The following is a 12,884-nucleotide window of genomic DNA, read 5'->3' as shown; positions in this document are numbered from 1 at the left end:
TCAGTTCTCCTTCGTGCTGAGCCAGCCGGACAGCAGGTGCGCGACCTCTGCCGGGCGGTTGTCGGCGGCGCGGACGAGCTCGCGGCGGCGCTCGGCGGCGCGCTCGGACTCGTCGGACTGGACGGCGGCCGGGAAGGCACGCACCGGCGGCTCGGGCTCGGTGGCCGGCATCAGGTCGTCCATCAGGTCGGGGCCGTCGTCGACCGGCTCCGGCTGCACCGGCGCACCGCCGCGGCGCTTGCGTGAGGCGAGCCAGGTGCCGACCACCAGCGCCAGCAGCAGCGCACCGAACACGCCCTGCTTGATCAGGCTGATCATCTGGTCGTGGCTCTTCGCCGCGGCCTCCTGCGCGGCGGCCGCCTTCGCCGCCTGTGTCGACTGCGTCAGCGCCGAGGTGTCGAAGGGCATGGCCTCGACCGAGAGGGTGTCACCCCGCTTGGCGTCGTACCCGACCGCGGACTTCACCAGGTTCTGGATGCCGACGGTGTCGAGGCCCTTGGCCTTGTCGTCGAGCATGACGGCGATGTGCTGGTTCTGCACCGCACCGGGCGCGGTCTCGGTGGTGTTCTCCTGGGTGCCGAGGGCGTTGTTCTTCGTCTCCTCGGTGCTGTCGTACCCGTTGCCGTTGCCGTTGCCGGTGCTGGTCGCGTTGGTGCTGCTCGTGCCGTTGGTGTCGGTGTTCGTGCCCGCGGTGCCGCCGGCGGTGCCGCCCGTGCCGGCGTACTTCTCGGTCTTCTTCGACTCCGAGACCGGCGGGATGCCCTTCTGGTACAGGTACTTGTTCGTCTTGGTCGTCGACTTGTCGAAGTTGAGCGTCGCGTTCACGATGACCTTCGCGTGCCCGGTGCCGAGGGAGGCGTCGATGGCCGACTGCAGCTGTGCCGCCGTCCGGGTGTTGTAGTCCTGCGCGGCCTTGGCCTGGGTCGCGGTGTTCACGGCGCCGGACATCCCGCCGTCGGGCGAGTTGAGCACGTTGCCGTTGGAGTCGGTGACCGTGACGTTGCCGGTCTTCATGCCCTGGACGCTGGAGCTCACCAGATAGACGACCGACTGCACCTGCGAGGCGGTCAGCTGGGTGCCGGGCGAGACGGTGAGCAGGACGGCCGCGGTGGGGGTGCTCGTCCCGTCGTTGAAGACGTCCTCCTGCGGGATCGCGAGGTGGACCGACGCGGCCTGCACGCCCTGGATCGACTGGATGGTCTTGGCGAGCTCGCCCTCGACCGCGCGCTGGTAGTCGACCTGCTGCTTGAACTGCGAGGTCGTCACGCCCTCCTTGTCGAGCAGCGCGTACCCGGTCTGGCCCGAGTTCGGCAGGCCGGCTGCGCTGACCGCGAGGCGGGCGGTGTCGACCTGGTCGACCGGCACGTTGATGCCCGCGCCGCCGTCGGTGAGCTTGTAGGGGATGCCCTGGGAGTTGAGCTTGTCGACGATCGAGCTGGCGTCGGTCGCGGCGAGGTTCGAGTACAGCGGCGCGTACGCCGGCTCGGACTTCCACGTCGCGAGGAAGTAGCCGCCGATCGCGAGCGCGAGCACCGCGAAGACCGTGACGGCCTTCTGACCCGGGCTGAAGCCCTGGAAGTCGGCCCAGCGCTTCTTCGCGAAGTCGGTGACCTGCGTCTTGATGTCCGGCTTGCCGCTCATTTCGGGGCCCCCGCGTCAACGTGGAGCGCCAGCGGAGCGTTGTCGAGGGGTGATCTCACGCTTGCATCCCCATGATGGTGTTGAAGGCAGCCACGGCCTTGCTCTGGACGGACGCGGCGAGCTGGGTCATCAGCTGCGCCTGGGTGGCGGCGACGGTGATCGCCGCGGGGTCGACGTTCTGGCCGGTCGCGGCCTGCACGGCGAGGCTGTCGGCGCTGTTCTGCGCGCCGGACACCGCGTCGAGGCCCTTGCCGAGCTGGGCGGCGAAGTCACTGCCGCCCGAGCCGGCGGCGGCCGCGGTCTCGCCGGACGGGGCGACGCTGCCGACGGAGCCGAGGCTGCCGAGCGAGGAGATGGGCGCGATCGCGCCGATGGGAGTCGTCATCGTCAGATGCCCTTGCCGATCCCGATGGCGGCCTCGTAGACCTCTTTGGCGCGGTCGACGACGTTGGCGTTGGCCTGGAAGGCACGCTGCGCGGCGATCATGTCGCCCATCTGGCCCGGCAGGTCGACCCGCGCGCGGTACACGTCGCCGTTCGCGTCGGCCTGCGGGTTCGTCGGGTCGTACTCGGCGTCCGCGGTCGCGGCGGTGTCCGAGACGGCGGCGACCTGCGCGACGTGCACGCCGTCGCCGACGGACCCGTTGCCGCCGTTCTCCTGCAGCACCACGTAGTGCTCGTGGAAGGCCGCGGCGCTCGTCCCGGCGGTGTCGTTGACGTTCGCGATGTTGTTCGCGATCGTGTCGAGCCAGGTGTGGTAGCTCTGCAGGCCGGTGCCGGCCGTGGTGATCGACTGGAACACGGTCAGACGCCCTTCAGCACGGTCGACATGTAGCCGTACTTGGTGGTGAGGGCGTTCGCCATCAGCTGCTCCTGCAGCGTGGTCTTGGTCGCGTTGACCATCTCGCGCTCGAGGCTGACGTTGTTGCCGTTGACGCCGGCGGCGTCGCCGGTCCCGGTCACCGAGGTGCGGGCCGCGGCGGGGTCGCCGGACGACACGGCGGCGGCGAGGCTGGACTCGAAGTCGACCTGCGAGGCGCTGAACCCCGGGGTCTCGACGTTGGCGATGTTGTTCGCCGTGGTCGCCTGACGCTGCGACAGCCCGGCGAGGGCGGTGCGCAGCGTGAGGGACGCGACATCGTCGAGCACGACGGACCTCCGGCGAGGGAACAACGCCGATCCGTCGGCTGTGCGGGGTGAGCGATCCGTGCTCACTCCCACCATCGGCACTGGGGTGCCGTACTTGAGTTCTTAACGCTGTCCACACACAAGAAGATCGTGCGCGTCTCGATTCGCGTCGTCCGGGCCGATCTTCCGGCACCACACGCACCCCGACACCGCCCGCGCAGGAAGGTCCGCGAGCGCCGGACGGTCAGAGCAGGCTGTCGAAGTAGTGCGCGGGCGAGGGCGCCACGACCGAGAGCACCGGGGCGCTCCCCGCCGCACGCACGGTGGCCGCGCGCAGCGCCGCCATCTCCTCGCGCAGCTGCGACTGCAGGGCGACGACACGGGCGCGGAGGTCGCGGATGCGCTCGGCGAGCTCCGGCGGGACGGGCGGCATGGCCGACAGCGGCGGCACCATGGGCTCGACCACCGGCAGCTGCGTGGCTGCCGGGGCGAGGTAGGCGAGGACGGCGTCGCTGACGTGCAGCGGCTCGTGCAGCAGTGCCTCGGTGCGGTGCACGTCGGCCTCGACGGTGGCCAGCACCTGCTCCCACGTCTGGGTCACGACGGCGTCCCGGTCGGTCGCCATCCCGGTCACCTACGCGGTCCAGGACATGCCGGCGAGAGCAGCCGGCTGCGCGGCGGCGGCCGCAGCCTGCGGCGCCACCTCCGCCGTGCCGGCCGCGCCGCCGGCGATGGCCGCCCACGCGTCGCGCAGGGTCCAGACCATGCTCTCGATCGCGGTCAGTCGACCGGTCTCGCCGGAGACCTGAACCTGCAGGATCTCGCGCAGCATGTAGCCGTACAGCGAGGACAGGTTGTCCGCCGGGCCGCCGGCGCTGAGGTCGAGGCTGCCGAGCAGCTCGGCGACGATGCGGTTCGCGTGGTCCAGGTGCTCGTCGGCTCCGGCGGCGTCCGTGCGCGCGCGGGCGAGGTCGAGCGCGAGCCGGTCGTAGAGCATGACGACTCGCTGTGCGGGGGAAGCGGTGAGTACCCGGTCCGTCAGGAACCGCTGTCTGATCGCGTCCACGGTGCGCCCTCCTTGGCTTTCGTGGTCGTGCGGGTGGGGGTGGAGCCCGGTCTCAGGAGCTCGAACTCGAGCTGGAGCCGGAGATGCTGTCGAACATCGACGTGAGGTAGGTCTGTTGCGACTCCAGTCGGGCGAGCGCGGTCTGCATGGTGGTGTACTTCGCCGTCATCGCCGACTGGATGTCGGCGAGCCGACTCGTCCAGTCCGAGATCTCGGAGGTCAGGCGGGTGCCGGTGGTCGTGAGGCCGGCCATGGCCTGCGTGATCGAGCCGACCTTGCTGTCGACCGCCGCGGTCGAGGTGGTGTCCAACCGCTTGGCGAACGCGTTGCCGACGGCGGTCTGCGTGCCGGTCGGGTCGGCGGCGTAGGCCGCGGCGAACGCGGTCGCATCGAAGGAGAACGAGCCGTCCTGGCCGATGTCGATGCCGTAGGTCTTGAGGCTGGCGCCGGTGGTGGTGCCGCGGCTCACCGACGAGCCCAGGTCGGACATGATCGAGCGCACGTCGTAGCGACCCTGCAACACCGCCCCCTGTGCGGTGTCGCTGTCGAGCTCGGTGTGCGCGGCGTTGGCGGCGTCGACCAGGCTCTTGACCGCCGAGCTGATCGTCGACGCGTCGCGGGTGACGGTGACGTTCACGTTGCTGGCGACGGAGCTGACCGAGAACGTGACGCCGGTGATGACGCCGGTGAAGGTGTTGGACGAGCTGCTCACGGTGTAGCCGTTGCTGCCGCCGACCTTGATCTGGGCGTCGGCGGCGTCGACCACGGACTTCGCACTGCTGTCGAACCCGGACGTGGTGAATCCGTTCGCCGCGCCGGTCTTGCTGCTGGCCAGTTGCAGGACGGTCCCGCCGTCGGTGTTGACCACCGAGGCGCGGACGCCGACGTTGGCCGAGTTGATCGCCGCGGCGACACTGGCCGCGCTGCCCGAGGTGAGCGAGATGGCGTGGTCCTTGCCGTCGGCACCAGTGATGGTGATGCCGGCGGTGGGATCGGTGACCACGGTGCCGTCCGAGGCCGCGGCGATGGTGCTGACCTGGGCGGCGGCGAGCTTGGTGACGTCGAAGGTGGTGGACCCCACGGCGGCGTCGGTGGTGCTGGTGGCGACGACCGAGGTGTTCGACGACGTCGCCGCGGTGGACTGCCACGTGGTCCCGGTGGTGAGCTTCTGCGCCGCGGTCTGCAGCGCGGTCAGCTTGGTGTTCACCGAGCGGTAGGCGGTGAGCTCGGTCGTCAGGTCGCTGAGCTGGTCCTTGAGCTGGCTCTGCGGGACCGCCGCCGCCGTCATCAGCGAGCTGATCAGCGACGTGACGTCGATCTTGCCGGCGGTGCCGCCGAGCAGACCGCTCACGCTGATGCTGCCCGTCGAGGACGTCATACCAGGCTCCGGGTCGATTGGGCACCGATGCCGGGCCGGGTGACCGCTGACGCGATCACGGCCGGCCCGGCATCAGGTGAGGTGGGACGAACGTCGCTGGTGCGACGGTGGCGCTACTACTGGAGCAGCTTGAGGATGGCCTGCGGGGCCGAGTTGGCCTGCGCCAGCACCGAGGTGGCGGCGTTCGTCAGGACCTGCTGCTGCGTCATCGCCGTGACCTGGGTGGCCAGGTCGGCGTCGGTCAGGTTCGACCGCGAGGCGCTGACGTTGGTGATGGCGGTCTGCAGGTTGTTGACCGTGTAGGACAACTGGTTCTGCGTCGCACCGATGGTGGCCCGCGTGCCGGAGACGCTGCTCAGGGCGGCGTCGATCGAGGCCAGCGCACCCGTGGTGGAGGCGGTGACGTCGATGCCGTTGGTGCCGAGGGTGGTGGAGTCGGTCCCGGCGCCGGTCAGGTCGAGCGACATCGTGTCGGACGCGTTGGCACCGATCTGGAAGGTGCCGTTGTACGTGCCGTCCAGCAGGTTCTTGGTGCCGAACTTGGTCTGCGAGGAGATGCCGTCGAGCTGGGAGTTGAGGGCGGTGATCTCGCTCTGGATCGCGGTGAGCGAGGTCTGGTCCTGCGTGCCCGAGTTGGACGCCTGGACGACCAGGGTCCGCATGCGCTGGAGGACGTCCTGCGCGGTACCGAGGGCGCCGTCCGCGATCTGCGCGACGTTGGTGGCGTCCTTGGCGTTGCTGGTGGCCTGGGTGAGGCCGTTGATCTGGCTGGTCAGACCCTGGCTGATGGCCAGGCCCGAGGCGTCGTCGGCTGCCTTGTTGATGCGCAGGCCCGAGGAGAGCTGGCTGAACGCGCTCTCGAGCTTGCTCTGGTTCGTCGACAGGTTGTTGTACGCGTTGAGCGCGGCGACGTTGGTGTTGATACGAAGACTCATTTAGTTTGCCTCCCAAACAGAGTCTCTGGGTGCCCGGGGTTGGGCTGCCGATCCATCCGTGGATCGGACATCTATGCAATCGGCCGATCGGCGGCCGACTTGAACGACTTCGGTGACTTTCTGCGGTGGTTCCGGCGCCCGTGCCGTCAGCCGACGGCGACGGCGGCGTGACCGGCCGCGACCGGCTCGCCGAGCAGGTTCGAGGCGGCCAGGCGGGACGCGAGCGTGGAGCGGGCGGACACGGCGGCGGCGTACGCGGCACGCGCGGTCTCGCGGCTGTTGAGCCGGCCCTGCTTGGGCACCTCGACGGTCTCGACCTCGCCGTCGGCGGCCTTCATGCCCGCGCGGAGCATGCCGAGCGCCTCGGAGCGCAGCTGGGACACCCGCGACTCGGTCACGCCGAGCTCGGCGGCGATGTCGACCATCTTGCGCTGCTCGAAGAAGTAGCCGCGCACGACGGTCCGCAGGCGCTCCGGCAGCTCCTCGACCGCGTCGCGAAGGTAGCCGAGCTGCTCGCGGCGGACGAGCAGACCCTCGGGGTCGTCGCCCGCGGCGGGCACCAGCTCGTCGCTGTCCTGCGGGGTCAGGGCCTGCAGGCTCAGGAGCGACGCGCGGTGGGTGTCGGCCTCGACGTTGTCGACCTCACGGACGGTGACGCCCATGCCCTGCGCGACCTCCTCGCGGCTGGGCAGCCGGCCGAGCGTGGTCGCCAGGTGGTTGCGGACCTGCTCGAGCTCGCGAGCCTTGCCGCGGACGGAGCGGCTGGCCCAGTCCCGGCTGCGCAGCTCGTCGGCGATGGCGCCGCGGATGCGGATGGCAGCGTAGCTCGCGAAGGTGACCGAGTGCGACGGGTCGAAGGCCTTGGCGGCGGCGGCCAGGGCGTACATACCGGCGGACACGAGGTCGTCGCGGCTCACGTGGGCCGGCACGCGGCCGAGCGTCTCGCGGACGATGTGCCCCACGAGCGGAAGGTGGCGGCGCACCAGGGCGTCGATCTCGCGGTCGGTGACCGGACGAGCCTGGTCGGCCGAACCGTTGAAAGCGCTCTCGGCGGCGGTCTGCTTGAACACTCGGTGCTCCCGGAGGTGTGGTGTCGCGGCCTGCGCCGCTTCGGTTGGTCCGGTCCAGCCGGTCGGCTGGATCGTGGCCAGCGCACCCCCCGGAGCGCTGTATCACTGGCGCGGTCCCCTGCTGCCCACCCGTAAATTCGAGGTGAGGCTCGCGTTAGTTCCGCGTTAGGTAAACTCAAGCACGGGTGACCAGTGGTGCGCAACCGAACCGGCGTAAAAACGATGCGAAAGAGGACCTAGGTCCCGCTGACGTTGCGCGCACGGTCCGAAATGGGTGGTGAATCGGCTTCAGGTTCGTCGCCGCGGTGCCGATGGTGCTGGCATGACTCCCACGAGCCTGTTCGGCGCCGGCGGCGACCCCGCCGCCGCGGTGCGCGAGAACGCCTGCTCGACCGTCGCGTCGACGCTGTGGCGCGAGCGGGAGCTGCTGGAGAAGCTGCTGTTCTGCCTGACCAGCCAACAGCTCGTGCTGTCCGCCGGCGCCGTCCGGTGGCTGACCGCCGCCGACGCGCAGGTCCGCGAGGCCGTCGACGCCCTGACCGGCTGCGAGCTCCACCGCGCGATCGAGACCGACGAGCTCGCCCGCCTGCTGGGCCTGCCCGGCGACGCGTCCCTCGACGACATCGTCACCCACGCCGACGAGCCGTGGAACTCGCTGCTGGCCGACCACCGCGACGCCCTGCGCGACCTCGTCAGCGAGATCACCGCCGTCACCGCCGAGAACCGCCGGCTGCTGCGCGCCGGTGCCGACGTGGTCCGCGAGACCCTCGAGCGGGTCGGTGCGGTCACCCCGACCTACGGACCGCGCGGCACCACCACCGCCGGCTCCATCTCGCTGCTGCTGGACCGGCAGGCCTGAGGCGGCCGGCGCATGAGCAACTGGTTCGCAGGGATCGGGCTGGCCGGCAGTGGGCTCGAGGCCGCCCGCTACGGGCTGACCGTCGTCGGCCAGAACATGACCAACGCCGCGACGGTCGGCTACACGAGGCAGACGGTGCAACAGGCCGCCGTCGACATGGGGACGGTGACCGCGGTGCAGACCGGGCGCGGCTCCCTCGGCGGTGTGACCGTCACCGGCACGGCTCGCAGCACCGACGCCGTGCTCGACGCCCGCGTCCGCTCCGAGCACGCGCTCGGTCAGCTCGCCGACACCTCGGCCTCGCAGCTCGTCAGCGCCGAGTCGATCTTCGGCGAGCCCAGCGACAGCGGCCTCGCCGCGCAGCTCGACTCGTTCTGGAAGGCCTGGGGCCCGGTCGCCTCGGCCACCACCGACGCCAGCGCGGCCTCGACGCGCACCGTGCTGCTCCGTGACGCCAGCACCGTCGTCACCACGCTGAACTCGATGAGCACGTCGCTGTCCAACCTGGTCGCCGGTACCGCGCAGAGCCTGTCCGCCGACGTCGACACCGTGAACGCCGCGGCAACCCAGCTCGCCCAGGTCAACGGCGCCATCGCGATCGGCACCGCCACCGGCGCCAGCGTGAACTCGCTGCTCGACCAGCGCGACCAGCTGCTCGACACGCTCAGCAAGACCGGCGGCGCGACCACCACCATCGAGACCAACGGGACCGCGACGGTCACCCTCGGCGGGCAGACCCTCGTCACGGGGGACACCGCGGCGGCGGTCAGCGTCGACGCGTCCTACACCGTCAGCGTGGACGGCGCCGCCGCGACCGTCACGAGCGGCACGATGGGCGCGCGCATCGGCGCGCTCACCACGACGTTCCCGTCCTACCAGAGCTCCCTCGACACCGTCGCCGACGCCCTCTCGAGCACGGTCAACAACGCGATGGCCGGCGGCTACGACCAGAACGGCAACGCCGGGACGGCGATGTTCAGCGGGTCCGGAGCAGCCGGCATCACGCTGGCGATCACCGACCCGTCCGCGGTGGCCGTGTCCGCGACCGCCGGCACGAAGGACACCTCCATCGCGCTGACGCTGTCGCAGTCCGCGCTCGAGGCCGGCTCGGCCGACTCGCTCTACAGCGCCTTCATCGGCAACATCGCGGCGTCCAGCGCGGCGGCCCAGCAGCGCAGCACCGCCCAGGGTGCGGTCTCGACGTACGTGGACGGCCTGAAGCAGTCGATGTCGGGCGTCAGCATCGACGAGGAGGCCGCGAACATGCTCGTGTACCAGCAGGCGTTCAACGCCTCGTCCCGTGTCCTGACCGCGATCGACAGCATGCTCGACACCCTGATCAACCACACCGGATTGGTGGGCCGCTCGTGAACGTCACCCGCGTCACCCTCATCGGGCAGTCCTCGCAGTCGCTGTCGAACGTGCAGTCGGCGGCGGCGCGCCTCGCGTCGATGCAGAACCAGCTCTCGTCCGGCAAGCGGATCACGACGTCGTCCGACGACCCGGGCGGCACCGTCACCGCGATGGGACTGCGCAGCACGCTGTCGCGCAGCGACCAGTACGCCGACGCGTCCAGCGACGCCCTCGCGTGGCTCTCGACCGCCGAGTCGGCGTACTCGCAGAGCGTGGACGTCCTCACCAAGGCGCGCACGCTCGTCGTGCAGGCCCTCAACAGCGGCACCAACGACGCGTCGAGCAACGCGGCGATGGCCGCCCAGCTGGACGGCCTGCGCTCGACGCTGCTGACCATGGCGAACTCGAGCTACGACGGGCGGCCGGTCTTCGGCGGGACGACGGCCGGCTCGGTCGCGTACGACGCGTCGGGCAGCTACGTCGGCGACGACGGCACGGTCGCGCGGGTCATCGCGCCCCGGACCACGGTCTCGGTGGCCGCCACCGGGCCGCAGGTCTTCGGCTCCGACGACGACGGCACGTCCGTCTTCACCATGCTGAGCCAGTTGTCCGACACCCTGCGCAACTCCCCCGGCTCGCTCACCGGCACCGCTCTCGACGACATGGACGCCGCCCTGAGCCGGGTCTCGAGCGCGCAGGCCGCCGAGGGCTCGACCTACCAGCAGGTCCAGCGCGTGACCACGGCCCGCACCACGAGCGACTCGTCGGTCACCGCCCGACTGAGCGAGATCGAGCAGGTCGACTACGCCGACATGGCGATCAAGACCGCGTCGGCGAACCTCGCCTACAACGCGTCGATCCAGACCACCGCCAACATCGGGCGACACTCGCTGCTCGACTTCCTGAGCTGACCGGAAAGGCCCTTTTCGATGACCACAAGCGTGCTCAGCGAGCCGACCACTGCGTCCACCGTCCGCCTCGTCGAACCGTTGCCCGGTTTCGACGACGAGCTCGACTTCACCCTGATCCCGATCGACCCCGACGGGGTGCTGCTCGCGATGCGTTCGATGCGCAACCCCGGGCTGCGCTTCGTGCTCACCCCGGCCGAGTGCTTCTTCGAGGGCTACCGGCCCGCGCTCGGCGACGCCGTCGCGACCGCGCTCGGCGCGGCGTCCGAGGCCGACCTGCGGGTACTGCTGGTGCTCACGATCGCCGGCGACCTGACCGATGCCACGGTGAACCTCCGGGCGCCGGTGATCATGGCGCGCGGCGGTTCGGCCGCGCTCCAGGTCGTCCTCGACGACGAGACGCTGTCGATGCACCAGCCGCTGCTGCCCACGGTGGCTCCGCACTGATCGGGGCCGTCGGACGTCCGCACCCGGCGGCGCCGGCGGGCACGAATCGTCCGCCGTCCGAGCCGAGCGGGCCGCTGGCATCTAGGGTGGACGGGTGCTGATCCTGACACGGCGGGCCGGGGAGAACGTGGTCGTCGGCGACGACATCGTGATCTCGGTGATCGAGGTACGCGGCGACGCCGTGCGCATCGGCATCCAGGCGCCGCGCTCGCTGGCTGTCCACCGCGAGGAGGTGTGGCTGGAGCTGCAGAAGGCGAACTCCGAGGCCGCGTCCCCGAGCGACGACGCGATCGGCGCCACGCTGGAACGGCTGCGGGCCCGCGCCGACCGGCCGAACGACCCGCCGAGGGGCTGACTCCGGGGCCCTCCGGCGACGCCCGCGGCGTGCGGGATACTGGCGCCCCGTTCCGGCCGACCAGTCGAGGAGCACGCCGCATGCCGATCGCAACCCCCGAGAGCTACGCCGACATGCTCGACCGCGCGAAAGCCGGCGGCTTCGCGTACCCGGCCATCAACTGCACGTCCTCGGAGACGATCAACGCCGCGCTCAAGGGCTTCGCCGACGCCGGCAGCGACGGCATCATCCAGTTCTCCACCGGCGGCGCGGAGTTCGGCTCGGGCCTCGCGGTCAAGGAGATGGTGACCGGCGCGGTCGCGCTCGCCGAATTTGCCCACGTCGTCGCCGCGAAGTACGACGTCCAGGTCGCCCTCCACACCGACCACTGCCCCAAGGACAAGCTGGACGCCTACGTCCGCCCGCTGCTCGCCGTGTCGCAGGAGCGGGTCGACCGGGGCGAGGCGCCGCTGTTCCAGTCCCACATGTGGGACGGCTCGGCGATCGAGCTCGAGGAGAACCTCGACATCGCGGCGGACCTGCTGGCGCGAGCGGCCCGGGCGCACATCGTGCTCGAGCTCGAGATCGGCGTCGTCGGCGGCGAGGAGGACGGCGTCCACGGCGGTGGGCCGAACAACGAGAAGCTCTACACCACGCCCGGCGACGCGCTGCTGACCGCCGAGAAGCTGGGCACCGGCGAGCGCGGGCGCTACCTGCTCGCCGCGACGTTCGGCAACGTGCACGGCGTCTACAAGCCCGGCAACGTCAAGCTCCGTCCCGCGATCCTGAAGGAGCTGCAGGACGAGGTCGGCGGCACGGTCGGCCGCGGTGCGCCGTTCGACCTCGTCTTCCACGGCGGGTCGGGCTCGACGCTCGACGAGATCCGCGAGGCCGTCTCGTACGGCGTCGTGAAGATGAACGTCGACACCGACACCCAGTACGCGTTCACCCGCGAGATCGCGGGGCACATGTTCACGAACTACGACGGCGTGCTGAAGGTCGACGGTGAGGTCGGGAACAAGAAGGCCTACGACCCGCGCTCCTACCTCAAGCTGGCCGAGTCCGGCATGGCGCAGCGCGTCGTCGAGGCCTGCGAGGCCCTGCAGTCGGCCGGCACGTCGGCCACTGGCGGCTGACCGCTCTACCGTTGACTGGCGACCTTCCTCGTCGACTGGCGACCTTTCGGCCGACTGGCGAGCTGTAGCTCGCCAGTCGGCCGGTAGCTCGCCAGTCGGCGCAGGATGTCGCCAGTCGATTCGAGACCCAGTCGATTCGAGACCCCGTGAGGACCGCATGACGCACTTCGGCAACCTGATGGCCCCGCCGACCAAGCTCCCCGAGGACCCGGCCGTCGCGCGCCTGGCCGCCGGGGACGACCCGGCCTCGGTCGCTGCGGCCTTCCCCACGTCCTCCGCGGCCTGGGCCACGCTCGCGGGGGAGGCGCTGGAGCACGGCCGCGCCGTCGAGGGGTACGCCTACGCGCGCACCGGCTACCACCGCGGTCTGGACGCGCTGCGGCGCGCCGGCTGGAAGGGTCAGGGCCCGGTGCCGTGGGAGCACGAGCCGAACCGGGGCGTCCTGCGCGCGATCCACCTGCTCGGCCGCGCCGCCGGCGAGATCGGCGAGACCGACGAGGCGCAGCGCTGCGCCCAGCTGCTCGCCGACAGCGATCCGGACGCCGTCACCGCCCTCGGCTGACCACCTGCCCTCCGGTGTGGTCGCTCCGCCCGCCCGGATCGCGACCACACCGAGGGGCAGGACGCGGC

Annotated in this window: 16 protein-coding genes; 7 read left to right on the top strand and 9 right to left on the bottom strand. The window is 70.9% G+C overall.

The annotated features are described in order from the left end of the window. From fliF to BUE29_RS09250, 9 genes are all read right to left on the bottom strand, one after another. A complete protein-coding gene (fliF, locus tag BUE29_RS09290; RefSeq protein WP_073388929.1) occupies window positions 1–1,641 on the bottom strand; it encodes a flagellar basal-body MS-ring/collar protein FliF in 1,641 nt (546 codons plus the stop codon). A gap of 55 nt (window positions 1,642–1,696) precedes the next feature. Continuing rightward, a complete protein-coding gene (locus BUE29_RS09285) occupies window positions 1,697–2,026 on the bottom strand; it encodes a flagellar hook-basal body complex protein FliE (RefSeq protein ID WP_073388928.1) in 330 nt (109 codons plus the stop codon). 2 nt (window positions 2,027–2,028) lie between these two features. Then, on the bottom strand, window positions 2,029–2,442 hold the full coding sequence (locus tag BUE29_RS09280; protein WP_200800112.1) for a flagellar basal body rod protein FlgC: 414 nt from the start codon (window positions 2,440–2,442) through the stop codon (window positions 2,029–2,031). 2 nt (window positions 2,443–2,444) lie between these two features. Continuing rightward, entirely contained in the window at window positions 2,445–2,789 is a 345-nt protein-coding gene (locus BUE29_RS09275) for a flagellar basal body rod protein FlgB (protein ID WP_073388927.1), read from the bottom strand. Between the two features lie 223 nt (window positions 2,790–3,012). Then, entirely contained in the window at window positions 3,013–3,393 is a 381-nt protein-coding gene (locus BUE29_RS09270) for a hypothetical protein (protein ID WP_143168080.1), read from the bottom strand. Between the two features lie 9 nt (window positions 3,394–3,402). Next, window positions 3,403–3,834 carry a flagellar export chaperone FliS gene (locus BUE29_RS09265; protein ID WP_073388925.1) on the bottom strand — a complete coding sequence of 144 codons (432 nt, stop codon included), beginning with the start codon at window positions 3,832–3,834 and terminating at the stop codon, window positions 3,403–3,405. 52 nt (window positions 3,835–3,886) lie between these two features. Beyond that, window positions 3,887–5,212 carry a flagellar filament capping protein FliD gene (gene fliD, locus BUE29_RS09260; RefSeq protein ID WP_073388922.1) on the bottom strand — a complete coding sequence of 442 codons (1,326 nt, stop codon included), beginning with the start codon at window positions 5,210–5,212 and terminating at the stop codon, window positions 3,887–3,889. Window positions 5,213–5,328: 116 nt separating this feature from the next. Further along, complete coding sequence (locus BUE29_RS09255; RefSeq protein WP_073388919.1) at window positions 5,329–6,147, bottom strand: flagellin N-terminal helical domain-containing protein; 819 nt, start codon at window positions 6,145–6,147, stop codon at window positions 5,329–5,331. A 146-nt stretch (window positions 6,148–6,293) separates the two neighbouring features. Further along, window positions 6,294–7,217: a sigma-70 family RNA polymerase sigma factor gene (locus BUE29_RS09250; protein WP_084180876.1), complete on the bottom strand. Its 924-nt coding sequence runs from the start codon at window positions 7,215–7,217 to the stop codon at window positions 6,294–6,296. A 322-nt stretch (window positions 7,218–7,539) separates the two neighbouring features. Between BUE29_RS09250 and BUE29_RS09245 the strand changes: the two genes are divergently transcribed. From BUE29_RS09245 to BUE29_RS09215, 7 genes are all read left to right on the top strand, one after another. Continuing rightward, window positions 7,540–8,076 (top strand): flagellar protein FlgN, encoded by a 537-nt coding sequence (locus tag BUE29_RS09245; protein WP_073388916.1) that lies wholly within the window; start codon window positions 7,540–7,542, stop codon window positions 8,074–8,076. A gap of 12 nt (window positions 8,077–8,088) precedes the next feature. Further along, window positions 8,089–9,447, top strand: a complete 1,359-nt coding sequence (gene flgK, locus BUE29_RS09240) for a flagellar hook-associated protein FlgK (RefSeq protein ID WP_073388913.1) — start codon at window positions 8,089–8,091, stop codon at window positions 9,445–9,447. Further along, window positions 9,444–10,340 (top strand): flagellar hook-associated protein FlgL, encoded by an 897-nt coding sequence (gene flgL, locus BUE29_RS09235; RefSeq protein WP_073388911.1) that lies wholly within the window; start codon window positions 9,444–9,446, stop codon window positions 10,338–10,340. Before flgK ends, flgL begins: the two co-directional genes overlap by 4 nt. Window positions 10,341–10,358: 18 nt before the next feature. Then, window positions 10,359–10,784, top strand: a complete 426-nt coding sequence (gene fliW, locus BUE29_RS09230; protein WP_084180874.1) for a flagellar assembly protein FliW — start codon at window positions 10,359–10,361, stop codon at window positions 10,782–10,784. Window positions 10,785–10,878: 94 nt separating this feature from the next. Continuing rightward, window positions 10,879–11,139 (top strand): carbon storage regulator CsrA, encoded by a 261-nt coding sequence (gene csrA, locus BUE29_RS23395; RefSeq protein WP_073388904.1) that lies wholly within the window; start codon window positions 10,879–10,881, stop codon window positions 11,137–11,139. A gap of 80 nt (window positions 11,140–11,219) precedes the next feature. Further along, the gene (gene fbaA, locus BUE29_RS09220) at window positions 11,220–12,254 is read left to right on the top strand and encodes a class II fructose-bisphosphate aldolase (protein WP_073388901.1); all 1,035 of its coding nucleotides are present in this window, start codon (window positions 11,220–11,222) and stop codon (window positions 12,252–12,254) included. A 157-nt stretch (window positions 12,255–12,411) separates the two neighbouring features. Next, entirely contained in the window at window positions 12,412–12,816 is a 405-nt protein-coding gene (locus BUE29_RS09215) for a DUF3151 domain-containing protein (RefSeq protein ID WP_073388898.1), read from the top strand. The last annotated feature ends 68 nt before the right edge of the window (window positions 12,817–12,884 follow it).

The organism is Jatrophihabitans endophyticus (genome assembly GCF_900129455.1).
GTDB classification, from domain to species: Bacteria; Actinomycetota; Actinomycetes; order Mycobacteriales; family Jatrophihabitantaceae; genus Jatrophihabitans; species Jatrophihabitans endophyticus.
The sequence above is the reverse complement of the archived record's forward strand: the minus strand, read 5'-3'. Positions and strand labels throughout refer to the sequence as shown.

Bases quoted from the DNA above. Each gene is read 5' to 3' on its own strand.
- fliF (WP_073388929.1), bottom strand. From the start codon at position 1,641: ATGAGCGGCAAGCCGGACATCAAGACGCAGGTCACCGACTTCGCGAAG.
- BUE29_RS09285 (WP_073388928.1), bottom strand. From the start codon at position 2,026: ATGACGACTCCCATCGGCGCGATCGCGCCCATCTCCTCGCTCGGCAGC.
- BUE29_RS09270 (WP_143168080.1), bottom strand. From the start codon at position 3,393: ATGGCGACCGACCGGGACGCCGTCGTGACCCAGACGTGGGAGCAGGTG.
- fliD (WP_073388922.1), bottom strand. From the start codon at position 5,212: ATGACGTCCTCGACGGGCAGCATCAGCGTGAGCGGTCTGCTCGGCGGC.
- BUE29_RS09255 (WP_073388919.1), bottom strand. From the start codon at position 6,147: ATGAGTCTTCGTATCAACACCAACGTCGCCGCGCTCAACGCGTACAAC.
- BUE29_RS09245 (WP_073388916.1), top strand. From the start codon at position 7,540: ATGACTCCCACGAGCCTGTTCGGCGCCGGCGGCGACCCCGCCGCCGCG.
- flgK (WP_073388913.1), top strand. From the start codon at position 8,089: ATGAGCAACTGGTTCGCAGGGATCGGGCTGGCCGGCAGTGGGCTCGAG.
- fliW (WP_084180874.1), top strand. From the start codon at position 10,359: ATGACCACAAGCGTGCTCAGCGAGCCGACCACTGCGTCCACCGTCCGC.
- fbaA (WP_073388901.1), top strand. From the start codon at position 11,220: ATGCCGATCGCAACCCCCGAGAGCTACGCCGACATGCTCGACCGCGCG.
- BUE29_RS09215 (WP_073388898.1), top strand. From the start codon at position 12,412: ATGACGCACTTCGGCAACCTGATGGCCCCGCCGACCAAGCTCCCCGAG.